This is a genomic window from Burkholderia sp. AU33545 (genome assembly GCF_020419685.1).
GTDB classification, from domain to species: domain Bacteria; phylum Pseudomonadota; class Gammaproteobacteria; order Burkholderiales; family Burkholderiaceae; genus Burkholderia; species Burkholderia diffusa.
In genome coordinates this window covers 72866-95122 of sequence record NZ_JAIZRQ010000011.1, presented here as the reverse complement: position 1 = coordinate 95122, position 22257 = coordinate 72866, and the positions used below count along the sequence as shown (strand labels likewise).

Here is a 22257-nt window from a genome sequence, read left to right as displayed (position 1 = left end):
CGGATGGGCATAGCTGTTGATCTATCTCGCTTGACTGATCACCTGGCGACAGCGGGATGCAAACGAGAATGCTCTGGATCGAGCCGGCCGGCATAACCGTTATGCCGACTTCGCATCGGGCTTCGGCTGCGCTCGCGCCGGGCCGTACGGAACCAGCGACACGATCCGCGGCACAAGGCGTCCGGCGTCCTGTCCGTTCCCTTGGGCCAGCGCAAATTCGGCGAGGTAATCACCCGGTTGGGTGTCTGCGAGGCTCTGGGGCAGGTTGATAACCCCGACCACGATGTTGGTTCCGTCCGACGAGGATTGTTCGAGGATTGATTGCGCCTCGCGAATCACCCACGGACGCCCGGTTTTTGCAGACGTGCCGCTGCGCTCGTTGATAGCCAAGATGGTCAGCTTTTGCTTCGAAGTCATCGTGTTTCTCCCGATTTTGGTTCAACAATTCAGTTGGTTTCCACTCGCAAAAATTGCCTGTTGGTTAATGTTTGTAGAACAGTGCGAGTGCGCACATATTGCAGAAGTGACGGCTTATAATGGGTCGCAAAATACTCAATAGAGGTTTTTTGATACCTATGGGACGACCGAAAAAAGTGGCCGAAGCACTTGGCGCACAGGCCGAATTGACCCAACAGTTCGTCTGCGCAGTCGAGGCGCATTGCCTTACGCAAGCAGCCGCAAAGGACTCTCAGCGCGAGCCGGTAATCGTGCGGATGGGGAAGGTCAGCGCAAAGGAGATCGAGCGTCTACTCGGTATCACCGAACCCACGGGCAGAACGTGGAACGCATATCGCCGAGGCGACAGGGCATGGCCGCTGCCCACCATCGAGCAGAAGATTCGAGTTGCAGTGCGGGCGGGATTGCTATCTGCGGAGATGGCGTCGGTACTTCAGCGAAAGATCCGGCTCGTTGCAATCGAGGATACACGGCCCACCATCGATCCGATTTTCGAGCAGAGCGATTCGATCGTGCAGCATGCGCTTGCTCTTGCTGAGTTCCACCGAAAGCACAACGGCGCGGGCTATGCGTTGGACATGTTGCAGCCACTGCTCGACTATGCCGAGCAGATTCGTGCTGAAGCGATGTTGCAGGCTGCCTCGATGGAAGCATTCAATCCGATGCCGCCCGACATCGACATCTGAACCGATGCGTCGCCCGAAGCGCGACCAAATAACCTCACCGGGTCCGACGCTACGCCAAACCAGGGGGCTTCGGCTGCCGCGCGACCAAATAACCTCAACAATGACCTATTGGCGGGGCATCTAACCCCGCTGCCTGGCGTGCGACCAAATAACCTCGCGTGTGACAGGCCGGTGAGCGCTGCCAGGGGCATGTGCCTGGGCGACCAAATAACCCCAGACCTCGCATCGATTGGCGACAGTCAAAGTGCTTTACCCGGGGGCGCGACCAAATAACCTCACAGAACAGCGGCGTTGACGGTGGCGATCAGAGGCGACGCGCGACCAAATAACCCCAAGCGTCGAGCCGCACTTGCTGCATGCGCGCCAGTGCGGTAGTAATGCCTGACCCACAAGCAGGAACTACATCATGAGTACAGCCCCTCTCCCGAGCTTTATTTCTGACGGCGATTCGAAGACGGTGGATGCGATGCTCGCGTTCTTCTTGTATGAGTGCCCGTCGAGCATGATCCCATCACGGGACGAAGTGGCTGCATGGGCGCTCGCCTTGGCAGAGCGGGGAGATGAGTTTGCCGGTCACGCTGAGGCGTGCAGGAAATGGGCCAAGGGGGAGGACTAGGCCCTGCGTTCTACAATCCAAAATTAGATCGAGCCAGGACGCGCTTTCGCAGGGGGTTGTTGCAGCTTCTTTGTAGATCGAGAAATGAGCTAAGTGACTGATTTATTTTATATTTGTTGGAGCTTTGTAATCATCAGGTGGCGGGTTCGAGTCCTGCAGCCGGCACCATATCTGACAAGGGGTTACGCGATGTTTGCGTAGCCCCTTCGCGTTTCCAATTCAGCTTTTGCGTGACAGTCCGGAAATCGAGCCAGTGGCGGGGCCGAGCATTCGGTGCGGACGTTCGTCTTCATCATCCGCGGGCGCACGAGTATGTTCACAAGCTGCGACTCCGCAAGACCACATAGTCAAGGCAACAATCACCGCTGCCGGTCGGACAGTGTCTAGTGGTTCTCGGGTTGCTATCCCGTCTTTGCGAATCTTTCTTCGTCATCAACTGGAACTGCGCAACGCATGCAACGAGGCATTCCGATTACCGGAGCGCCTTGACGAATCGCGAGCGTGCCGGTTGGAGTTGCGTCGCGGGGACAGCCGTTACGCGCGTCCATGCGCGTAAACGAGATCTGAATCGGTATCCAAGTCAGCCTACACTTTTCACGACGTCTGGGGCGTTGACCGACGGAGCAACTGCGTTTAAGCGAATGCGACGGGTTCGGTAAGGAGTATGACGTGAAGAAAGCTGCCGGGTATGCGATTGATGCGATTTTGATAGTTGGTATCGTCACGTTTTTCTATTTCGTGGCGTTTCGCCGTGAAATTCACCAGTCGGCATCGACGTCTAATATCAGGAACGCTGCATTTGCGATCACGCTCGCGTCATTTGCCATCCTCCCATTTCGCGCCAAACGCCCCCCATCTTTACTTCACTTCATCCAATTCGATGCGAAAGGGAGGCCGAGATCGAACCTTGCCGTGCCCCTGATGTGCTTTGTTCTTTCGATCTTGATCGTCCTCGCGTTGATTCGGTTGATCGTGATTGGTTTTGAGCAGGCCGCAGTGTGAATGAAATTTTTTACACGATGGAAGTGGAGCGCGCGCTGATATATCAAGCTGTCCCTGCTTGACGTATATCGGCGCGTTTTCAATCGATGTCACGATGCCCGTCAGATATGGCTGAGAACACCGTCGAATTCGGTACTTTGGTAACGCGAAATTTGCGTAAGTGATTGAGTTTGCTTGATCGTTCGAGTGCTTTGTAAGCATCAGGTGGCGGGTTCGAGTCCTGCGACTGCTCCAAATTGAACGAAGGGCCGGGAGATTTTTTCTCCGGGCCCTTCGTCGTTTCAGCGTCGCGAGCCGACAAATCTGACGCGGGGCGCATGGCAAGCCCGCGTCAGCGCATGCATGTGCGGACGCAAGCATTCGGGATTTCTCGACTCGGTGCCGTACGTTGCCGGCCGGCCCGCGCCACCGCTTGTCAGGAGAGGCGCATTCACCCGGTTGCAATGCCGCTCCAAGCGATGCCTTGGCGCCGCAGCCAGTCATCCAGACAATGCCTGCAAACGACCAATCTGCCGTCGGCATGAGCGCGGTCGTCGGTATCGGTCGACCAGATGTGCGCTCCTGCTTTGCTGTCATGGCCGCGTCACGATGGCCCAATAACGTTGCACGTCCCTGCCGTGACGTACGCATCCAGCGGATCCGATGACATCGCACCGCTCAGGGAGCGGCTGGCTCCTCGCGACGACGTGCCCTCGTCGCAAACAGCCACGCCTTTTCGCATTCACATGCCTTCGGGCCATTTCATCAAAAGAGACGATCGACGCCGATTCGAACCGGATCGCGGACGATCAGGAGACAAGGACCATGCTGAGTCCGCACGAATTCTCGATGCTGCTGCGCATTGCCCGCGCACCTGACAGTGTCGACCCGTCGAATCCGGCGTTCGCCGTACTCGTCGAAAAGCGGCTGGTCGACGATACGCAGGTACGTGTGAGTGCGGTGGCTGCGCGCCCGGCGCTGACGCCGATCGGCCAGATGCTGCTTGCGCGCTTCGACGAAGCGGCTTGAGGGGAAGGGAAAAGTAATGTAGTTGCGCGTCACGCCTTCGCCGCAGCGAAGGACGTGACGCAACGCAAGCGCGGCGAACCGCTTACTGCGCGACCGGCACCGTCACGTCGCTGCCGAACCAGTGCATCGAGATCTTCTTCAACGAGCCGTCCTTGCGCAGCGACTCCAGCGCATCGTTGATCGCCTTCTCGAACTTCGGATTGCCCTTGCGGAACGGGATCGCCATCTCCTGCTTGCCGCCGTTCAGCACCGCGCCCGAGCGCAGCGGCAGGTTCGACGTCTTGATCATGTACGGCAGCATCAGGCGGTCGTCGAGCGTCGCCTCGATCCGGCCCGCGGCGAGGTCACGCAGCTTTTCCGGCGCGCCGGGATACGTCTGCACCTCGATGCCCGGCACGCTGCGTGCCATCTGGTCGTAGTTGGTGCCGAGCGTCACGCCGAGCTTCTTGCCCTTGAAATCCTCGAGCGACTTGAAGTTGCGCGTGTCGTCCTTGCGCTGAATCAGCTGCGCTGCCGAGTACGTGTACGGCTCGCTGAAGTCGAGCGCTTCCTTGCGCTGCGGCGTGATCGTGACCTGGTTGACGATCACGTCGAACTTGCCGGCCTGCAGCCCCGCAATGATCCCGCTCCATTCGGTCGGGACGAATTGCGTCTTCACGCCGAGCTTGCCGGCAACGGCATTGGCGACATCGACGTCGAAGCCCTCGAGCTGTCCCGACGTGCCGCGCGAGTTGAACGGCGGATACGTGCCTTCGAGGCCGACGCGCAGCACGCCGGCTTTCTTCACCGAGTCGAGCAGGTCTTCCGCATGGGCGGCAACGGCCGTGAAACCGAGGGCCGACGCGAGCAGCAGGCCCGACAGCAGGAACTTCGAACGTTTCATCGCAGATCTCCAGTGTTCAGTGTGGTAATCGAGCGCCGGGCATCGGTCGTGCCCGGACTGGGCCGGAATACGGGCACGTAGACACTACTCGCAACCGGGCCGCGCCGGAAGTCGAATTGGCCCTGATTGCATCGATTTCAGCGGGCGATGGGCGAGCAGTTCGGCGTGACGTCATGGCGCGTACGTGTCGAACAAGCGTTCGAACGGTTCGACCGGGCCGCTCGGAATACGCTTGAAAAACTCTTTTAAATCAGTTCATTTTTCGGAGTCTCGCAGTAATTTGTCTGTAAAATCGCGCGAGCGAAATCGCATAGCGCGCCATCCGAGGGCGCGTCAAAAGAAGAAAAGGCCGTTGCCATGAACATGCAGAACACTGTTGCCGCATTGCGCGGCGGGTTGCTTCAGCAGGACCGGCTGCTGAAGCTCGATACGCCGCTGGGCCCGAATGTGCTGACCGTGCAGCGGGCGGTCGGCCGTTCCCGCATCGGGCGCGCGTACGAGTTCACGCTCGACGTGCTGTCGACTGATAGTGATCTGGAGCTTAAAAAGCTGATCGCGCAGCCCGTCACGTTGTGGATCCAGCAGGGGGGTCGCAGCTACCGGCCGATCAACGGATACGTCCACACCGCGCGCCGCCTTGGCGCCGACGGCGGGCTCACGACCTATCAGCTTACGTTCGCCGATTTCACGCATTTCCTGAAGTTCCGTCGCGACCAGCGGCTCTGGAACGATACGACCGTCGATCAGATCATCAGCGATGTGCTGAACAAGCATCCGCAGGCGCAGGGGTATTTCCGGTTCGCGCTGTCGAAACCGTTGCCGAACCGGTCGTACACGCGCCAGCACGACACCGACTGGCATTTCGTGCATCGGCTCATGGAAAGCGAAGGCCTCTACAGCACATGGCAGCAGGCCGACGACGGCAAGACGCATACGCTCGTCATCACCGACAACCTGCAGGCGTTCGCGCCGCTGTCGCCGGAATCCGTGCGCTTCTACCGCGGCGGCGCGGCGAGCGAAGCCGACGCGTTCACGCAATGGTCGGGCTCGCGCACGCTGCAGAGCGTGACCCGAACGACACGCACGTTCGACTACAAGAATCCGTCGCAGCCGTCGAACCCGAAGGGCACGTCGCTGCCGACGATGAGTGGCCAAGGTGAATTGCCCGACCAGCTCGAAGTGTACGAGTACACCGGTGCCTACACGTATCTGGACCAGACGCGCGGTGACCATCTGACGAAGGTGCGGATGGAGGAATGGGAGTCGCTGGCAAAGCGCTTCCATGGCGCGGGTGGCGTGCGCGCAATCGATGCGGGCCGGCGCTTCACGCTGTCGGACCATCCCGAACATGATCGCGATCCGGCCGACCAGCGCGAATTCGCGGCGATCGGCGTCGAATGGTGGATCGAGAACAATCTGCCCGTGGCGAGCAGCAGCGCGGACTTTCCGTACAGCTTGCGCGACGCGCTGATGCAAGCGCAGGAAGGTTACGGTGCCGATCCGGCGTTTCGCGTGCCGCATAACGATGGTTCGGTCGGCTTCTATCTCGTCGAGGTCGAAGCGCAGCGCGTGAGCGTGCCGTATCGCAGCCCGTTCGAACACGAGAAGCCGAAGATGCATCTCGAGACGGCGATCGTCGTCGGGCCGCAGGGCGAGGAAGTCTATACGGACGAGCTGAACCGGATCCGCGTGCAGTTCGTGTGGGATCGCCTCAATCCGGGCAACGAGAACGCGTCGTGCTGGGTGCGCGTCGTGCAGTCGGATACCGGTGGCGGCTATGGCGGCGTGCATGTGCCGCGCATCGGCGAGGAAGTGCTGATCGACTACGTCGGCGGTGACTGCGACCGGCCGCTCGCGGTCGGCCGCGTGTACAACGGCGCGAACCAGCCGCAGTGGCATAGCGACGGGATTCTGTCCGGCTACCGGTCGAAAGAGTATTCGGGCAGCGGCTACAACCAGCTCGTGATGGACGACGCGACGGGGCAGAACCGCGTGCAGCTGATGAGCAGCAGCGCGAACAGCCTGCTGCATCTGGGCTACATCATCGACCAGAACGGCAATTCGCGCGGATCGTACCTGGGCAGCGGCTTCGATCTGCGCTCGGACGCATACGGCGCGGTGCGGGCGAGCCAAGGGCTGTACGTCACCACCCATCCGAAGGCATCGAACAGCCAGCCGCTGGACGTAAAGGAAGCGCAGCAGCAGCTCGTGACGGGCGAGAGCCTCGTCGAAGCGATGTCGGGCGTGAGCGAGCAGCATCAGGCGGAAAGTCTCAAGGAAGCACACGACACGATGCGCGCGTTCACGGACGCAACGCAGGACAGCGCATCGGGCAGCGCGTCAGGCGGGCGCACGGCGGGCGGCGGCACGGGCAACGCGAACGCGTTCAAGGAGCCGGTGATGCTGTTCGGCAGCCCGTCGGGAATCGCGATGTCGACGCAGCAGTCGCTGCACCTGGTCGCGAACGATCACGTGAACGTCGCGAGCGGGCAGAGCGTGCATGTCGCGGCGGGCAAGTCGCTGATCGGCAGCATCGGGCAGAAGCTGAGCCTGTTCGTGCAGAACGCGGGGATGAAGCTATTCGCCGGCAACGGCAAGGTCGAGATCCAGGCGCAGTCGGACAACGTCGAGGTGACTGCGCAGAAGGCGGTGAAGGTTGTGTCCGCAACTGATCGGATCGAGATCGCCGCCGATCAGGGGATTCTGCTGACGAGCGGCGGCGGGTATATCCGCATCAAGGACGGCAACATCGAGATTCATACGCCGGGTGCGGTTGATGTGAAGGGGGCATCTCATACGTTCGCGGGGCCGGCGAGCATGGGTTATCCGTTGCCGAGCCCGAGGCCGGATCAGCCGGGGCAGCTCGAACTGTTCCACAAGTACGTGAACGGCGAGGCGGTCAAAGGCGGGCTGTTCACGGTGAGAGACGTGAACGGCGCCGTGCTGAAGAAAGGCGCACTCGACAACAGCGGCTATACGGTTGTGAGCGGTTTGCCGCCGGGGGCGGTGCGCGTCGAGTTCGGCAAGGACCCGCGCGAGTCGGATCAGCCAGCGAACTATTTCAAGCAGGTGAAGTGGCCGGCGGAGCCCGTGCAACCGTCGCCGGAGGCCGCGCAGGCGGCAGCTAGCGGGCAGCTCGCGAGCCAGCTGCAGGGGATGGCGCCGGCCGCGACGACAGCAGCAATGGGGCTGGTGAGCGGCGGTGGCGCGGGTGCTGCTCTTGGCGGCCTCGCCAGTTCTGCATTGCCGGCTGCGGCGACCGCGTTGGGTGGGGCCGGAGCTGCGTCGGCGTTGCAGACGGCCTCGAGCCTGAGCGGTGCGGCGAAGCAGGTGGCCGGGATGGTGCAGGCCGCACGTCAGGGCGGCCTTGCCGCGCTGGCCGCGCCGGCGGCGAATGCGGCGTCCGGGGCGTTGCAAGGCGCATTGCCGGGCGTCGCGAGTATCGCGGGCAAGGGCGCCACGACCGTGGCGTCGGCCGCAGGCGCGACGGGCATGAAGCTGCCGACGAGCGGGTTTGGTGGACCGCTGAAATCCTGAGAGGGCGGCATGTCAGCCGTCTTGAAAAAAACGAATTGAACGAAGAACGACATGGCACAACAACTTCCACCGGGCGCTGAGAAGGAACAGGCTGTTTCCTGGCTCAGCGATATTTCGCCGAAAGACGTGGCGGCGGGGGGCGACCGTTTCAATAAGTGGTTGCTCAAGATCAGCGGCAATCACATTTCGTTCGAGGACCTCAAAACCGTCGCCAGTGCGGTGCCGATCATCGGCAACCTGATGGCGTTCTACGATGCAGTTTGCGACATCGTGATGATCGTCGAGAAGCGTCACGCCGATCTGCTCGATTACCTTGGACTCGCGATCAACCTGATCGGGGTCATTCCGGTGCCGCCGCCGCTGGCATCGTTTCGCCTGTCGGCGCGACCGTTGTTGGCGCTCGTGCGCAATCAGTTGCTGGTGTCGCGCGGCAATCTCGGGGCCGCGATCATCAACGTGCTCATTACGCACGTCAACGCCGCGGCCGCGACGGAAATCGAGAACTTCCTGAAGACGTTGCAGGAGGTTCTGGTCGACTTGCTGAATGACTGCGCGGCCAAGGCGCAGGAGTTGATGGTCGGTATTGCCAGCGGATTGGAGCTTGCCCTCAAAGGGCAAATTTTCGACAGCAGTGCGAACGTACGACGTACGCAGCAGATCGCGCGGAAGATGGACGAGCGATCCTGGTACAACCCGATGATCGTGGTCGATGCGTTCGAGTACGGTTACGAAGGTTCGATCGCGTTAGGGAAGGAAGCCGGGAACGCGACGGTCGGGACCGCTGCGAGGCTTGCGCCGGATTCGTGGCTTCAACCGTTTCGCGATATCGTCGCGTTCCTGAAGACCGAAGCACCGAAAGTCGCGAAGGCAATCCGCGATCTGAATGGCAGCGAAGAAGGCAAGATGCTTTGGCTGATCGCGCAAGTGATCGAGGCCGTGGCGAGGGTGCGTGCGGGCGGCAAGCTTCGTGAAAAGAGCGCTGACGTGCCACCCGGCGGCAAGGGACGGGCACAGCATGACCGCCCGCAGGAGCCGGTGGGTGCGACCGAACAGCATGTGCATCCGGAAGGTGCTGGCCAGAGCCCCTGCAAAAGTTGCGGGATTGGCGCGTCGACCGGATCGATCGATTTTGCTTTCGGCGATGAGACGTTCACGCATACGGACTTTGAACTGCCCGGCGCATTGCCGCTTGTCTGGGCGCGTACTTATCGGTCACGCCTGTCTGCATATGACACTGGAGAACTTGGCGCGCGATGGATTACGCCGTACACGACGCGCATCGATGTCGAAGGCGATACATGGTTCTACCGTGATGCCAGCGGACGCAGCATTGAATATCGCGCGCTGGCAGCTGGAAGCGTGTATGACGATCTGTCGGAAAACCTGACGCTGTCGCGACTAGACGATACGTGGGTGACGATCGCGTACGGTCATGACGAGTTGCACGTATACGAGCGGCGTGGCGACGCGTTCCGGCTCGCGATGCAGAAAGATCGCGCGGGCAACACGATCACGCTCGACTACGATGCGCGCGACCGCGTGGCGCGCCTGATTGACGCGAATGGCAACGTGCTCTCGTTCGAGCACGACAAGCAAGGTCGGATCGTCCTGATCGAGCAGGTGATCGAGGATGGCAAGCGCCGCACGCTCGCAAGTTACGCCTATGACGAAGCGGCCGATCTCATCCGTGCAACCGATCGGCACGGCAACGCGTGGAACTACCAGTACGACCGACATCTCGTGACGCGTTATACCGATCGCACCGGCCGCGGGATGTCGCTTGAATGGGACGGCGCGGACGCTGACGACAACGCGAATGCGAAATGCGTGCGTGAGTACGCGGACGATGGCAGTCTCGATATCCGTCTTGCGTGGCACCCGAACATTCGATTGACCTACGTAACCGATGCGCTCGGTCAGACGACGCGTTATTACTTCAACATCAAGGGCTACGTTTATCGGATCGCCTATCCGGATGGAAACGAAGAGTGGTTCCGGCGCGACGAGCACAACAATCTGACGTTGCATATTCTGCAGGACGGCAGCATCGAGCAGATGCGTTACGACGCGCGCGGTAACCGGACGTGGCACGAGCGCGCTGACGGCAGCATTGTCGAAATGGCATATGACGACAAGGATCAGATGATCCGGCTCGTCGATCCGAATGGGCATGTCTGGCAGCGCAAGTACGACGATGTTGGCAATCTCGTCGAGGAAATCGATCCGCTCGAGCACGCTACGAAGTACAGCTATAACGACAAGGGACTGCCGACACAGATCACCGATGCCAAAGGCGGATCGAAGGCACTCGAATACAACTCCGCCGGGCAATTGACCAGCTACACGGACTGCTCCGGAAAGAAGACGGCGTGGCGCTACGACGATATAGGGCGTGTGATCGAGAAAAAGGACGCGTCCGGTGGCGTCGTTGCTTATGCATATGGCCCGAACGGCCGGTTGACGGCGATTCGTTCGCCAGCCGGTGTCGAACATGTGCAACACGATGCCGAAGGGCGATTGCTCGCTCATACGGATCAGCTCAATCGGTCGACGCGATATGCCTACGATGCGGTCGGTCGCATTGCGAGTCGCGCCGATGTGCTCGGGCAGACGGTTGCGTATCGTTATGACCGTCTCGGCCGCTTGTCCGCGCTGACCGATGCGAACTTTGCGACGTATCAGTTCCACTACGATCCGGCAGGTCGGCTGATCGAGGAAATCGGCTTCGACGGCAAGTCGACGCGTTACCAGTACGATCCGGACAGCGGCAGTCTTGTTTCGATCGATGAAGCGGGCTGCCTGACTTCGGTCGAAATCGATGCAAATGGCCGTCTGCTGAAGCGTGTCGCCGGGGAAAGCGAGGAACGGTTTGCCTACGATCCGAGCGGCAGGTTGATCGACGCGGTGAACCGATACAGCCGCGTGCAGTTCTTCTTCGATCCGGTTGGCAATCTCGTGCGTGAACATCACGCCTACGATCTGTTCGGTGACCGGCGCAGCTACGTATGGCATCACGAATACGATGAACTCGGCAACCGGTGGCGTACCGTTCGGCCGGACGGGCATGTCGTCGACTGGTTGCTGTATGGCTCGGGGCATGTGCACGGGATGCTGCTCGACGGCGAGGACCGCGTGCAGTTCGAGCGCGATGATCTTCATCGCGAGACGGTGCGCGTGCTGTCGAGCAAGGTCGGGCAGCGCACGCACTACGATCCGGCGGGACGCGTGTTGCAGCAGTCGATCCAGCGATCGACGTCACCTGCGCCGCTCGCCGAGCGGCGGTATCGCTATGACGCGGCGGGGCAGTTGTCGCGAATCGAGGACAGCCGCAAGGGCGGGACCGACTATCGATACGATCCTGTCGGACGGCTGATCGAGGCGATCAGTCCCATCGCGAAGGAACGGTTTGCGTTCGATCCGGCGAGCAACATCATCGATCCGGCGCGGACTACGGAGACGCCCGCGCCGCGTCCGAGTCCGGCGCGGCCGGACAGCACGTTGCCGGTTGAGGTGCCGAAGGTGCTCGGTAACTTGCTGAAGACGTATGCGGGGATGCACTTCGAGTACGACGCGCGCGGGAATCTCGTGCGCAAGCGCACGCCTGCGGGTGAGCAGGAATACGAGTGGGATGAATTCAATCGATTGCTATCCGCGCGGGTTGCCGAGACGTCGCGGCAGAGTCGCGCGCGGTATTTCTATGATGCGTTCGGTCGGCGTATTGCGAAGGAGTTGAACGGCGAGCGGACGGTGTTCGGGTGGGATGGTGACACGCTGGCGTACGAGAGTGACGGCGAGCGCGCCACGCACTATCTCTACGAGCCGGGGACGTTCGTGCCGCTGGCCCAGTATGTGGCGGAACCGGTCGATGGGATCGTGACGCCGGAGTGGAAGAGTACCGACCGCTATGTGCCGGAGGAGGACCCGCTGCAGCAGGTGCCGGAGCGGCGTGGTGATGCTGCCCTGTTCTATTACCACTGCGATCAGATCGGGACGCCTCAATTGATGACGGATGGCGACGGTGATGTTGTGTGGGAAGCGTCGTACATGGCTTGGGGCGAAGCGCGGGAAGTGATCGCGCGGGCGTCGAAGGCGGCGGGGATCGTGCCTAAGAATCCGTTGCGGTTTCAGGGGCAACAGGTTGATGCGGAAACGGGGTTGTACTATAACCGGCATCGATATTACGATCCGAGCAGTGGACGGTTCATCTCGAAAGACCCGATCAGGCTCGCCGGTGGCATCAACGTCTATCAATACGTACCCGCGCCAACCGGATGGATCGATCCGCTTGGGCTAGCGCGCATCCCGGCGTCTGTCAAACAGAAGGTTGCTCAGGAGAATAAAGACTTCTTTGGAACGGAAAAGTGCGAGTGCTGTGGCACCGACGTGATTCCTGGCCAAAAGAGTCAACGCGGTGTCACACCTCCGGCGAACGAACGTCAGTTCGACCACGTCGAACCCGACTCGCTGGGTGGGGCGAACAACGAAAAAAACACCCAACTGCTCTGCCGTAAGTGCAATCGTGGCTTCTCGAATAAGCTGAAGGAAAATTTCAAGCAACTCAACCGTTTGGGGCGCAACCCCTGCGGAAACGAATAGGATCATCATGCCAGGCTTCGCAAAAATCGTGTTTCGTCTGAAGACTGACGCTGACGGATATCCGCCCGTTGGCTTCGAATCACTGTGGGGGGGGGCTCTTGGCGAGAATTCCTACGTGATCGACAACGTGCCTTACTACATATGTGGGGTGAGCAAAGGTGATACGGTCGTGACCGAGGAGATTGACGGCGAACTTGTTGCCGCTGGAGTAGTTGCTCGGGGGGGGCACTCGACCCTCCGGGTATTTGCGGAGGATGATGTAACCAGAAAGGCAATTGTCCAAAACCTCACGCAACTTGGAGCACAATGCTCAGTAACCGACGGGTTATCGCTCTTTGCAGTTGACATTGCTGCTGATGTCGAATTTCAGAGAATCGACGCCTTCTTGGCTTCACAATGCGATGGCGAGCACGTTGCCTATGAGGATGCATGCCTACAGCACGCGGGAATAGACAGCATGCGAACGGAAGAGTGTGCGTCACTAGCGACGGTACCATTGCGGCTCAATTAGCACGGGCAATTCCGTTGCGTGAGATACGGGCTTACACAATAACTGGCATCGGTATTCCGATCCCAGCACCGGGCGCTTCCTCTCGAAAGACCCGATCGGGCTCGCGGGCGGTATCAACGTTTATTAGTACGCGCCCAATCCAACTGGATGGGTTGATCCCCTCGGCTTGGCGCGTTGCCCTAATAGCGTTCTTGGCCGCAAGGTCAATCAAGACGACTCCTTGATTGACGCGACCACTCCCATCATTCAAATGAGCATCAATCAGAAGGCACTCAATTCGCCTAGCTTCGATAAGCTGAAGGGTATGATCAACAACGGTGCGACGAATGTGGACTTGATGAAAGCGGGCTATGCGCCTTTCGGGCCCGATGGCAATCAGGTAAATCTGCATCATGTGCTTGGTGACGAACCGGGACCTATCGTGGAGCTGTCCGCCGCGACGCATCAAAGGTATTACAAGCAACTTCACGGGTTGATTGACGATGGAGCCAGCTTCCGAAATGATCCAGCAGCCGCACGCGGATATGACCGGTTTCGTCGAAATTACTCGAAACAGAGAGGGGAGAATTTCGGGTGTCAATAGATCTCCGCGAGCTCATCGAGCAAAACATTGCTGCTGGGTCGGAAACTATTGTCGCAGGACCCGTTTCGCCAGATAAGGTCCGTAGTGCCGAACAGATGCTCGGCGTCGAATTTCCACCTTCATATACGGCTTTTTTGACCGAGTACGGCGCCCTTGAAATTGACGGTCGCTCGTTCGCGGGGCTTACTTCAAGTGAAGTGGGAACCGCCGGTGACGTTGTCGCGTTCACGAAGCACGCTCGCGAGAACTACGCATTGCCGGAGCGCTACGTTGCTATCGATTTTCAAGATGGCGACGCATTCCTTTGCATCGACACAGAGCAGAAGAGCGTCGATAACGAATCACCTGTCGTGTTGGTGAGTCCGGTCGGCGGACAGCAACAAGGTCCTGTGGCGGCAGATAGTTTGACCGATTACTTGGTGAGGTATTTATCAAACTGAAACGGGTCTGAACTATAACCGGCATCGGTATTACGATCCCCAAACCGGGCGCTTCATCAGTAAAGACCCGATCGGGCTGGCCGGCGTCATCGGTCCCTTGACCAACTGGTCCAGCAGCTCCTTGGGCCGCTGCCTGACGCGCTACGGTTTGCCGTTTCTTCTTCATTGGCATATCCATGACTTTTACACCTCATGATATGCCCCGCCCACGAAATCACGGATAGGTCCAGCCGAGCCCTCGACCGGCTGGCTATCAAAGTCACCACATCATTCAGGATCGTTGGGTTAAAGCGAACGGAATCGAGGGGTACAACTACCGTGAGGCTCCTGCAATCCTCATTCCACAGAACCCGATCCATAAAGCCATCAGCGATAGCCAGAACTCACGTCGTGACAGAATGGTGGCCGCCGGGCAAGACCCGTGGGATACCAGCATCCAGGATCAGTTTAACTACTCGTCGCAAGACATGCGGGCTGCTGGGATCTCGGACGGCTGCCGCAAGCGCGCCTTGAAGAAGGCGTACAAATACTTCGATCAACTCGGAGCCATCAAATGACGGATTTCACCGCGTTGCTGGGCGCGGGCTTTCGCAGAAACGCCCCATCCACCTTGGCGGCAGTCGCGAACCTGGAAACCACCCTGGGCCTCTCGCTTCCATTGGACTATAGGGACTTCCTTGTTTGGGCGGATGGGGGCGAAGGCGATGTTGGTGACCTCTACCTGTCCATGTGGACCGTCGAGCAAGTCGTCGAACTCAACACGTTGTACTCGATCACGACGCGTATGGGCCAAGGCTTCGTGGGCATCGGTACGGACGGTGGGGACTACTGCTTTGCTTTGGATCTCCGGAGCGGCGAACGTTTCGTTGTTGTGCCGCTCGGTGCGCTCGCTGAGGATGAAGTCAAAGCGCTGGCTAGCGACCTCGTGGACGGACTGACCCGCATCCGCGACGGCTACATAACGGGCAACGATCTATAACCGGCATCGGTACTATGATCAGCACTCGGGCAGATTTGACGCTAGTCCACAAAACTGTCCCATTTAAACGTGGAAAATTCCGGCATGACGTTGTCATCAAGACCATGAGGTCATGCCGCGACGAAGAGCAGTTCACCGAAGAGCAGATCGCTTACGCATCACTGCCACATCGTCGAGACCGGCAATGAAAGATGTACCCCGCTGTTTCGGGGTGGGTCAGATTTAGATGAAAACGGTGGGTTAAGACTCGGTGAAAATCAACACTGCGTGATCTGCTCGTCCGGATTGGCTGCGAACGAGAGCGCGGCCAAACAGGGCATGACCAAGATCTATGAAACGATCCGCTACCAACCCTGAAGGGCACTCCGACGCGGGAAATTAGATGCGATCTAGAGTGGCGGCACTGCGTCCGTCCATTGCCGACAGCCAGCGCCGAGCCAACCTCGAGCATACGAAATTGGCATAATCACGCCTCGCCGGCACGAGCGCCGCAACGCCGGCACGCTCGTGCAACTGTCGCATCTCAGCTCGGGCGTATTGATTCCAGTCCCGTTACCACCGCACCACCCATGTCGACCACCATCACGACCACCGCGTCGCTGAAACACATTCTCGAGCAACCGGGCGATTTCTCCGGATGGCTCTGCCTGCCACCGATGCCGTGGACGCTCGACACCGAGGGTGCATTCGCCGACGGCGCAGACGCCCCAGAAACCGGCACGCCACCCGTCACCGCACCGCAGCCCGGCTGGCGCGTAACGCTGAACAGCACGACGATCGAAGACATCGTCATCAACGCGCACGACCAGGTCGACGAACCGAGCATCGCGCAATTGTTCGACGCGTTCGTGTACTACGTCGAAAACGACGAATTCATTCTGCTCTGACGGCGCATCCCGCACGCCACAGTAAAAAAGGACCGCCGGGCAGTCCTTTTCCACGAAGCAGCAGCCGCGTTAAAACGACGACTCAACGCCCCTCAAGGCAACGAAATCGTCAAATTCGCCGACTCCGGCCCGACCTTGATGACCTGCGAATAAGGCGCCAACACCTGCAGCGTCTTGTCCTTCAGATAGGTATTGAGCCCGAGATACCCGAGCAGGGCCACGAGCGCGAACACCGCCCCGATCGCCCAGACCGGCACCTCGCGCTTCAACCGATGCGCGATCTGATCCGGCAGCGGCCAATGCGGAGCGAACGCGGCGCGCTTGCCCTTCATGTGCGCAATCTCGTCCCCCAGCCGTGCGGTGAGATACGCGAGCTTCTCCGGCCCCTCGAGCAGATACTTGCCCTGGAACCCGAGCAGCAGGCACATGTGAAACACCTCGAGCGACTGCAACCGCGCCGCGCCCTGCGCCCGACATTCCTCGAGATACTGAAAGAACTTCTCCCCCGCGAGCTGCTCGCCGAACAGCACGAGTTGCAGCGGCCGGCGCTCCCAGTCGGTGCGGATCTTGAACTGCGACGACAGCACCATCTCGTCGACGGCCGCGCAGTACGCGAACTTCGCGCCATACACGTCCTCGGCCGGAATGTTGAGCTTCTTCGCGCCGCGCTCGAAGTCCGACAGGAATTCCTGGATCTTCGTACTGAACTCGCTCGCGCTGTCCGGCTCGCGGCCGTTCTTGAGCAGGAACAGCATGAAGAACCCGTCGTACAGCAGATCGAGCAGCGAGCGAGCCTGGAACGCGGCGTCGGTCGACGCCGGGGTGTGCAACGGAGCCGGCGTGTTGTCGCCGAACAGGGAGGGCGCGTAGCTCATGATGTGACCGCGATCAGTTCGAATTTCAGGTCATTGATGCCAGTCGGCGCGTAGATCATCGCGGACTGGGCCTGCAGCATGCGCTCGTACAGCGCGCCGCGCGAATCGAGCTGGAAATAGCATGCACCGGGCCGCACCGGAATCGCGGGCGGCACTTGCGGCATGTACGACAGCCGCACGCCGGGCATGGCCGACAGCACCAGCTTGTCGACGTCATCCGGCGCGCCGACCTTGAAGCGGGCCGGCACCGCGTCGATGAGCTCGACGTTGGGCATGTCCGCGGACACGGCCAGGTAGAACTCGGTCTTGTCGTCGATCTTGCCCGAATCGAGGCGGCCGAGGTGGAACGACGGACGCACCTCGTCGAGCGTGATCGCGAAGTAGCGCGTCGAGATCACGGTGTCGAGCAATTCGCGCAGCATCAGGTCGAGGCGCGCGAAGCTCGGCCCCGGATCGTCATGGCGATACACGGGCAGATCGGCAAGCGTGTAGCCCTTCGAAAACGTCATCAGCTGGCCCGCGAGGCGCAGCAGCTCCTGGAACAGCCGCTCCGGATGCAGCGCCGCATGCTGGTGCAGGTGCGCGAGCGTCGCGAACGCGGCGTTTGCGGTGTGCAGCAGCCAGAACGACGCGATGTCGCCCGAACGGAATTCGATGATGTTCTTCGACGGCTCACGGTGAAAACCGTACAGCGCGTTCACCTTCGCCTGCAGCGCGTCGACGAGCTGGCGCAGCCGCTGGTGCAGGATCGGCGAAGCGTCGATCGCGAGGCACGGCGGCACGAAGCTGTCGTCGATCTCGAAGCCGGACGTCGCGGTGCGGCGCACGCGCACGAGCGGCACCGACAGCAGCTGGTCGCGCGGCTCGCTGTGCGCGATCAGCTTGACCTGCGTCTTGAGGAACGTGATGTCGGCTTCGGCGGCGTCGGTGAAGTTGTCGGCAACGCTCGTCTGCTCGCTGACGAAACGCGTCATGAAGCCGGCGGCCGGATCGTCGCTGTAGTTGGTGCCGTTCTCGCGCAGCGGGTGCAGCGCGAGGTAGAACACGAATTCGTTGATGCCGTCGGGCAGCGTGTCCAGCGCGATCGGAGGCGGTAGGTCGTCGGCTTGCGGCGCGGCATACAGCGCGCCGTCCGGGAACACGAGCGCAAGCTCGGCCACGCGCAGCACGTTGCTGCCGAGCGCATCGCGGTCGATGCGCACCGAGCGCACGCCCCAGTTGTACGGCTGGATCGCCTGGATGGATTCGAACAGGCGCGCCTCGTGGTAGGCGTCCTGCCGCTGAAAATGTTGGGGCCGGAGGAACAGCCCTTCCCCCCAAAGCACCTTGGCCGAATAACTCATGTCAAATCCGGTTAATGTCGCGTTGCGATGTAATCGATTTGTTCGTGCCCGAATTAAATCGCCAATTTGTTAACTCTTGTTAATTGACATTCGTGCGTCATGCTTAACCGCAGGTGACCGACGAAAGCAAATTCAGCGGTTGTGAAGGCGCACCCTGTTGCGGTGCGATGACCGAGCCGTCGGTAACCGTCATCGCGCAATTATGCAGGCCGACGATTATGCCGGATTTCTCCGACTTCGCCGGGTCGAACGTCAGTTTCCAGCGCTGGATGGCGGGATCGCGGAACAGTGCGACGATGCCGAATGCCTGCGCTTCGCGCGACACTTTTTCGGTTGCCGTATAGCGCTGGCCCGGAATCAGCGTGATTTCACGCACGTTCAGCAGATCGGTGCCCAGTGCGGCCTTTTCCTTGGTCGGATCGGTGAATGCATCGAACGGCGCCTGCTGGAACGAAGTCGGGTCCTTCAACGCGTAGAGCCTTACTACTAATGCGAGCGGCTTGCGATCGTTCGCGGCGTTGAGGTTGGGCGCGGCGGCGAGCGTGAGCCCGATGTTGCGCGGCGGCTTCTGGGCATCCGGCAGTTCGGGCTTGCCGATGCCGGCGGCCTGCATCACGGCGCTCGCGGCGGAGCCGAGCAGCGGGGCGGCCGCGCATCCGGCCAGGAGCGCGCAGGCGATCAGCGGCAGCGCATAGCGAATCATGGACGATCTCATCGTGTTTCCGGCGTGCCGCCTTTAACTCCCCTGTCAAAACTACCGGGCATTTCCGCGTTCACCGCGAATGCCGGCTAATCTGCCGTTCAACTATTAAGCACACGTGCGGCGCATTGCGGTTCCGGAATTTTTTTCCGGTGCCCGCGCGCAGCGTTGTCGAGCAAGTAAAACTTGCGCATTCCCGTCGATGGAAAAGCCGCCGCCGGGCCGTTGCCGAAGACGTTTCGAGGGGGTAGCGCACGGTTTTAAAAGGAATTACTCTGCACGCAGCGATTGAATTATGAAAAATTGATCGGTACTATACCCGCGCGCTTCTTGCAAAGCAAAAGAACCAGATTCTCAACGATTTTAATACTCACGCGCCGGTGGATATAACGATGAAAGACCGTCTCTTCGCAAAATTGTCTGGGGTAGTGCTGGCCTGCGGCGTGATCGCCGGTTGTGCGAACCAGCCGCCTGCGCCGCCGACTGCCGAGGTGTTCAACAAGTCGCTTGCCGATGCGGACGCCGTTGCGAAGTCGGGGGACCAGGACAAGGCGCTCGGCCTGTACCAGCAGCTCGCGAAATCGGATCCGACGCGCGAGGAACCGTGGTCGCGCATCGCGCAGATCCAGTTTGCCCAGAACCACTATGGCCAGGCGATCGTCGCCGCGCAGGAGGCACTGCAGCGCGACGCGACCGACCGTCAGGCGAAGAGCGTGCTCGCCGTCGCGGGGCTGCGGATCGCGACGCAGTCGCTCGGCGAACTGCGCCAGGATGCTTCGCTCGCCGGCGATGCGAAGTCGGACGCGCAGGCGCTCGCGAAGCAACTGCGCGACACGCTCGGCGAATCGGCGCTGTTCCCGCCGGAGCAGCGGGCCACGAAGACGCGTACGACGCGCCGCGTGATTCACCGTCCGAAGGCCGGCGCGGCGCCGGCAGCCGAGGCAGCCGCAGCAGCAACCACCGCGCCGACGCCGCCGGCCGCACCGCAAAAGGGCGGCGCCGATCCGTTCAGCGCACTGCGCAACTGACCGCAACTGACGCGATAACCACAACTAACCTGGGAGCCGTCGAGATGGCCAAGAAAGAAAGCATTCAGAAAAGCTTGCAGAAAATACGGCCGCCGCGCGTCCAGCTGACCTACGAGGTCGAGAAGGGCGACGCGATCGAGGTGAAGGAACTGCCGTTCGTCGTCGGGGTCGTCGGCGATCTGGCGGGCCAGTCGGAAGTCGAGCAGCCGAAGCTGCGCGACCGCAAGTTCGTCAACATCGACCGTGACAACTTCGACGACGTGATGAAGGCGATCGAGCCGCGCGCCGCGTTCCAGGTGGAAAACCGCCTGAGCCCGGAAGGCGGCAAGTTCGCGGTCGACCTGAAGTTTCGTTCGCTGTCGGATTTCAGCCCGGACGAAGTCGTCGAACAGGTCGAGCCGCTGCGCCGCCTGCTCGAGGCGCGCTCGAAGCTCGCCGATCTGCGCAACAAGCTCGCCGGCAACGACAAGCTCGAGGATCTGCTGTCCGAGGTGCTGAAGAACACGCAGCAGCTGCAGGAGCTCGCGAAGGGCACCGGCGGTGACAAAGACGGCGAATGACGACGGAGTGTTGAGATGAACCAGCAAACGGCTGCGGCCCAAGCGAGCGGCGCGGAATACGCCGCCGGGACTTCGCTGCTCGACGATATCGTCGAGAAGAGCAAGGTCGCGAAATCCGATTCCGAGCATGCGCGTGCGAAGGACCTGATCGGCGAACTCGTGCACCAGGTGCTCGACGGCACGGTGATCGTGTCGGACAACCTGTCGGCGACGATCGACGCGCGCGTCGCGGAACTCGACCGCCTGATCTCCACGCAGCTGTCCGCCGTGATGCACGCGCCGGAATTCCAGCGCCTGGAAAGCACGTGGCGCGGGATGGACTACCTGGTCAAGGAAAGCAATACGGGCCAGACGATCAAGATCAAGGCGCTGCACGCGCCGAAGCGCGACCTCGTGCGCGACTTCAAGGGTGCGAGCGAGTTCGACCAGAGCGCGCTGTTCAAGAAGGTCTACGAGGAAGAGTTCGGCACGTTCGGCGGCTCGCCGTTCGGCGCGCTGATCGGCGATTACGAGATCTCGCGCCAGCCGGAAGACATGTACTTCATCGAGCAGATGTCGCACGTCGCGGCGGCCGCGCACGCGCCGTTCATCGCGTCGGCGTCGCCGGAGCTGCTCGGCCTCGAGTCGTTCTCCGACCTCGGCAAGCCGCGCGACCTCGGCAAGGTGTTCGACACGGTCGAATACGCGAAGTGGAAATCGTTCCGCGACGCCGAAGATTCGCGCTACGTCGGCCTGACGCTGCCGCGCTTCCTCGGCCGCCTGCCGTTCAATCCGAAGGACGGTCAGACCGCGGAGAACTTCAACTTCGTCGAGGACGTCGACGGCACCGAGCACGACAAGTACCTGTGGTGCAACGCGGCGTGGGCCTTCGCGGCACGCCTGACGGCCGCGTTCGACGACTTCGGCTGGTGCGCTGCGATCCGCGGCGTCGAAGGCGGCGGCCTCGTCGAGGACCTGCCGACGCACACGTTCAAGACCGACGACGGTGAAGTGGCACTGAAGTGCCCGACCGAAATCGCGATCACCGATCGCCGCGAGAAGGAGCTGAGCGACCTCGGCTTCATCCCGCTCGTGCATTGCAAGAACTCGGATTACGCTGCGTTTTTCGCCGCGCAATCGGTGCAGAAACCGAAAAAATACAGCACCGACAGCGCGAATGCGAACGCCGTCCTGTCCGCCCAGCTTCAGTACATCTTCTCGGTATCGCGCGTCGCGCATTACCTGAAGGCGATGATGCGGGACAAGATCGGCAGCTTCGCATCGGCGCAGAACGTGGAGACTTTCCTCAACCGGTGGATTTCGCAGTACGTCCTGCTCGACGACAACGCGTCGCAGGAACAGAAGGCGCAATTCCCGCTGCGCGAGGCATCCATACAAGTGTCGGAGATTCCGGGCAAGCCGGGCTCGTATCGTTCGGTCGCATTCCTGCGGCCGCACTTTCAGCTCGACGAACTCTCGATTTCTCTGCGACTTGTCGCTGATCTGCCCAAACCGGCAAATTCATAAGCGAGTAAATCGCCCGGGCGGGCCGCCTGGGTAGGACGTTAAAACCACCTCTTTGGGGAGT

General features: G+C 60.8%; 20 protein-coding genes and 2 pseudogenes. 17 read left to right on the top strand and 5 right to left on the bottom strand.

Translation table 11 applies throughout. The features are described from left to right. Nucleotides 1-99: 99 nt before the first annotated feature. The gene (locus LGM71_RS30625; RefSeq protein ID WP_023476208.1) at nt 100-417 is read right to left on the bottom strand and encodes a hypothetical protein; all 318 of its coding nucleotides are present in this window, start codon (nt 415-417) and stop codon (nt 100-102) included. A gap of 176 nt (nt 418-593) precedes the next feature. Here LGM71_RS30625 and LGM71_RS30620 point away from each other — a divergent pair, with 176 nt between their 5' ends. The 4 genes from LGM71_RS30620 to LGM71_RS30605 all read left to right on the top strand — a co-directional run bounded on the left by LGM71_RS30620 (nt 594) and on the right by LGM71_RS30605 (nt 3768). After that, complete coding sequence (locus LGM71_RS30620; RefSeq protein ID WP_226118235.1) at nt 594-1142, top strand: hypothetical protein; 549 nt, start codon at nt 594-596, stop codon at nt 1140-1142. 406 nt (nt 1143-1548) lie between these two features. Continuing rightward, the gene (locus tag LGM71_RS30615; RefSeq protein ID WP_143136350.1) at nt 1549-1758 is read left to right on the top strand and encodes a dioxygenase; all 210 of its coding nucleotides are present in this window, start codon (nt 1549-1551) and stop codon (nt 1756-1758) included. A 669-nt stretch (nt 1759-2427) separates the two neighbouring features. Then, nucleotides 2428-2760, top strand: a complete 333-nt coding sequence (locus tag LGM71_RS30610) for a hypothetical protein (protein ID WP_226118233.1) — start codon at nt 2428-2430, stop codon at nt 2758-2760. Nucleotides 2761-3564: 804 nt separating this feature from the next. After that, complete coding sequence (locus LGM71_RS30605) at nt 3565-3768, top strand: hypothetical protein (protein ID WP_059599832.1); 204 nt, start codon at nt 3565-3567, stop codon at nt 3766-3768. Nucleotides 3769-3850: 82 nt separating this feature from the next. On the opposite strand, the gene LGM71_RS30600 is transcribed toward LGM71_RS30605, so the two are convergent. Further along, a complete protein-coding gene (locus LGM71_RS30600; protein WP_059599833.1) occupies nt 3851-4651 on the bottom strand; it encodes a cystine ABC transporter substrate-binding protein in 801 nt (266 codons plus the stop codon). Nucleotides 4652-5008: 357 nt separating this feature from the next. Between LGM71_RS30600 and LGM71_RS30595 the strand changes: the two genes are divergently transcribed. From LGM71_RS30595 to LGM71_RS30550, 10 genes and pseudogenes are all read left to right on the top strand, one after another. Next, nucleotides 5009-8188 (top strand): type VI secretion system Vgr family protein, encoded by a 3180-nt coding sequence (locus LGM71_RS30595; protein ID WP_226118225.1) that lies wholly within the window; start codon nt 5009-5011, stop codon nt 8186-8188. 51 nt (nt 8189-8239) lie between these two features. Beyond that, nucleotides 8240-12784, top strand: a complete 4545-nt coding sequence (locus tag LGM71_RS30590; protein ID WP_226118223.1) for an RHS repeat-associated core domain-containing protein — start codon at nt 8240-8242, stop codon at nt 12782-12784. Between the two features lie 7 nt (nt 12785-12791). Then, nucleotides 12792-13295: a DUF4265 domain-containing protein gene (locus LGM71_RS30585; RefSeq protein WP_124627982.1), complete on the top strand. Its 504-nt coding sequence runs from the start codon at nt 12792-12794 to the stop codon at nt 13293-13295. A 22-nt stretch (nt 13296-13317) separates the two neighbouring features. Beyond that, nucleotides 13318-13419, top strand: a pseudogene (locus LGM71_RS30580) (RHS repeat-associated core domain-containing protein); the annotation flags it as partial. 126 nt (nt 13420-13545) lie between these two features. After that, nucleotides 13546-13878 (top strand): HNH/ENDO VII family nuclease, encoded by a 333-nt coding sequence (locus LGM71_RS30575; protein ID WP_226118222.1) that lies wholly within the window; start codon nt 13546-13548, stop codon nt 13876-13878. Beyond that, nucleotides 13869-14318, top strand: a complete 450-nt coding sequence (locus LGM71_RS30570) for an SMI1/KNR4 family protein (RefSeq protein ID WP_226118221.1) — start codon at nt 13869-13871, stop codon at nt 14316-14318. Before LGM71_RS30575 ends, LGM71_RS30570 begins: the two co-directional genes overlap by 10 nt. After that, nucleotides 14317-14409 (top strand): annotated as a pseudogene (locus tag LGM71_RS33480) (RHS repeat-associated core domain-containing protein); the annotation flags it as partial. The gene LGM71_RS30570 and the pseudogene LGM71_RS33480, both read left to right, overlap by 2 nt. A 175-nt stretch (nt 14410-14584) precedes the next feature. After that, nucleotides 14585-14875: a hypothetical protein gene (locus tag LGM71_RS30560; protein WP_226118324.1), complete on the top strand. Its 291-nt coding sequence runs from the start codon at nt 14585-14587 to the stop codon at nt 14873-14875. After that, nucleotides 14872-15297: an SMI1/KNR4 family protein gene (locus LGM71_RS30555; RefSeq protein WP_226118220.1), complete on the top strand. Its 426-nt coding sequence runs from the start codon at nt 14872-14874 to the stop codon at nt 15295-15297. Before LGM71_RS30560 ends, LGM71_RS30555 begins: the two co-directional genes overlap by 4 nt. A gap of 569 nt (nt 15298-15866) precedes the next feature. Further along, a complete protein-coding gene (locus tag LGM71_RS30550) occupies nt 15867-16184 on the top strand; it encodes a hypothetical protein (RefSeq protein ID WP_226118219.1) in 318 nt (105 codons plus the stop codon). A 92-nt stretch (nt 16185-16276) separates the two neighbouring features. On the opposite strand, the gene icmH is transcribed toward LGM71_RS30550, so the two are convergent. From icmH to tssJ, 3 genes are all read right to left on the bottom strand, one after another. Then, nucleotides 16277-17059, bottom strand: coding sequence for a type IVB secretion system protein IcmH/DotU (gene icmH, locus LGM71_RS30545; protein ID WP_226118218.1), 783 nt, complete (start codon nt 17057-17059; stop codon nt 16277-16279). After that, a complete protein-coding gene (gene tssK, locus LGM71_RS30540) occupies nt 17056-18402 on the bottom strand; it encodes a type VI secretion system baseplate subunit TssK (protein ID WP_059682129.1) in 1347 nt (448 codons plus the stop codon). Before tssK ends, icmH begins: the two co-directional genes overlap by 4 nt. A 103-nt stretch (nt 18403-18505) precedes the next feature. Then, entirely contained in the window at nt 18506-19117 is a 612-nt protein-coding gene (gene tssJ / locus LGM71_RS30535; RefSeq protein WP_124905093.1) for a type VI secretion system lipoprotein TssJ, read from the bottom strand. Between the two features lie 377 nt (nt 19118-19494). Here tssJ and LGM71_RS30530 point away from each other — a divergent pair, with 377 nt between their 5' ends. The 3 genes from LGM71_RS30530 to tssC are packed head-to-tail and all read left to right on the top strand — an operon-like array spanning nt 19495 to nt 22196. Beyond that, a complete protein-coding gene (locus LGM71_RS30530; protein WP_175816766.1) occupies nt 19495-20130 on the top strand; it encodes a tetratricopeptide repeat protein in 636 nt (211 codons plus the stop codon). 44 nt (nt 20131-20174) lie between these two features. Beyond that, nucleotides 20175-20690, top strand: coding sequence for a type VI secretion system contractile sheath small subunit (gene tssB, locus LGM71_RS30525; protein WP_044845930.1), 516 nt, complete (start codon nt 20175-20177; stop codon nt 20688-20690). Between the two features lie 15 nt (nt 20691-20705). Beyond that, on the top strand, nt 20706-22196 hold the full coding sequence (tssC, locus tag LGM71_RS30520; RefSeq protein ID WP_039320274.1) for a type VI secretion system contractile sheath large subunit: 1491 nt from the start codon (nt 20706-20708) through the stop codon (nt 22194-22196). Nucleotides 22197-22257: the final 61 nt, after the last annotated feature.

What these genes read in the sequence shown, in the direction of transcription:
- LGM71_RS30555 (WP_226118220.1), top strand. Translation starts at nt 14,872, where the DNA reads ATGACGGATTTCACCGCGTTGCTGGGCGCGGGCTTTCGCAGAAACGCC.
- LGM71_RS30575 (WP_226118222.1), top strand. Translation starts at nt 13,546, where the DNA reads ATGAGCATCAATCAGAAGGCACTCAATTCGCCTAGCTTCGATAAGCTG.
- tssC (WP_039320274.1), top strand. Translation starts at nt 20,706, where the DNA reads ATGAACCAGCAAACGGCTGCGGCCCAAGCGAGCGGCGCGGAATACGCC.
- tssJ (WP_124905093.1), bottom strand. Translation starts at nt 19,117, where the DNA reads ATGAGATCGTCCATGATTCGCTATGCGCTGCCGCTGATCGCCTGCGCG.
- LGM71_RS30550 (WP_226118219.1), top strand. Translation starts at nt 15,867, where the DNA reads ATGTCGACCACCATCACGACCACCGCGTCGCTGAAACACATTCTCGAG.
- icmH (WP_226118218.1), bottom strand. Translation starts at nt 17,059, where the DNA reads ATGAGCTACGCGCCCTCCCTGTTCGGCGACAACACGCCGGCTCCGTTG.
- LGM71_RS30585 (WP_124627982.1), top strand. Translation starts at nt 12,792, where the DNA reads ATGCCAGGCTTCGCAAAAATCGTGTTTCGTCTGAAGACTGACGCTGAC.
- LGM71_RS30625 (WP_023476208.1), bottom strand. Translation starts at nt 417, where the DNA reads ATGACTTCGAAGCAAAAGCTGACCATCTTGGCTATCAACGAGCGCAGC.
- LGM71_RS30605 (WP_059599832.1), top strand. Translation starts at nt 3,565, where the DNA reads ATGCTGAGTCCGCACGAATTCTCGATGCTGCTGCGCATTGCCCGCGCA.
- LGM71_RS30615 (WP_143136350.1), top strand. Translation starts at nt 1,549, where the DNA reads ATGAGTACAGCCCCTCTCCCGAGCTTTATTTCTGACGGCGATTCGAAG.
- LGM71_RS30600 (WP_059599833.1), bottom strand. Translation starts at nt 4,651, where the DNA reads ATGAAACGTTCGAAGTTCCTGCTGTCGGGCCTGCTGCTCGCGTCGGCC.
- LGM71_RS30530 (WP_175816766.1), top strand. Translation starts at nt 19,495, where the DNA reads ATGAAAGACCGTCTCTTCGCAAAATTGTCTGGGGTAGTGCTGGCCTGC.
- tssB (WP_044845930.1), top strand. Translation starts at nt 20,175, where the DNA reads ATGGCCAAGAAAGAAAGCATTCAGAAAAGCTTGCAGAAAATACGGCCG.
- tssK (WP_059682129.1), bottom strand. Translation starts at nt 18,402, where the DNA reads ATGAGTTATTCGGCCAAGGTGCTTTGGGGGGAAGGGCTGTTCCTCCGG.
- LGM71_RS30590 (WP_226118223.1), top strand. Translation starts at nt 8,240, where the DNA reads ATGGCACAACAACTTCCACCGGGCGCTGAGAAGGAACAGGCTGTTTCC.
- LGM71_RS30595 (WP_226118225.1), top strand. Translation starts at nt 5,009, where the DNA reads ATGAACATGCAGAACACTGTTGCCGCATTGCGCGGCGGGTTGCTTCAG.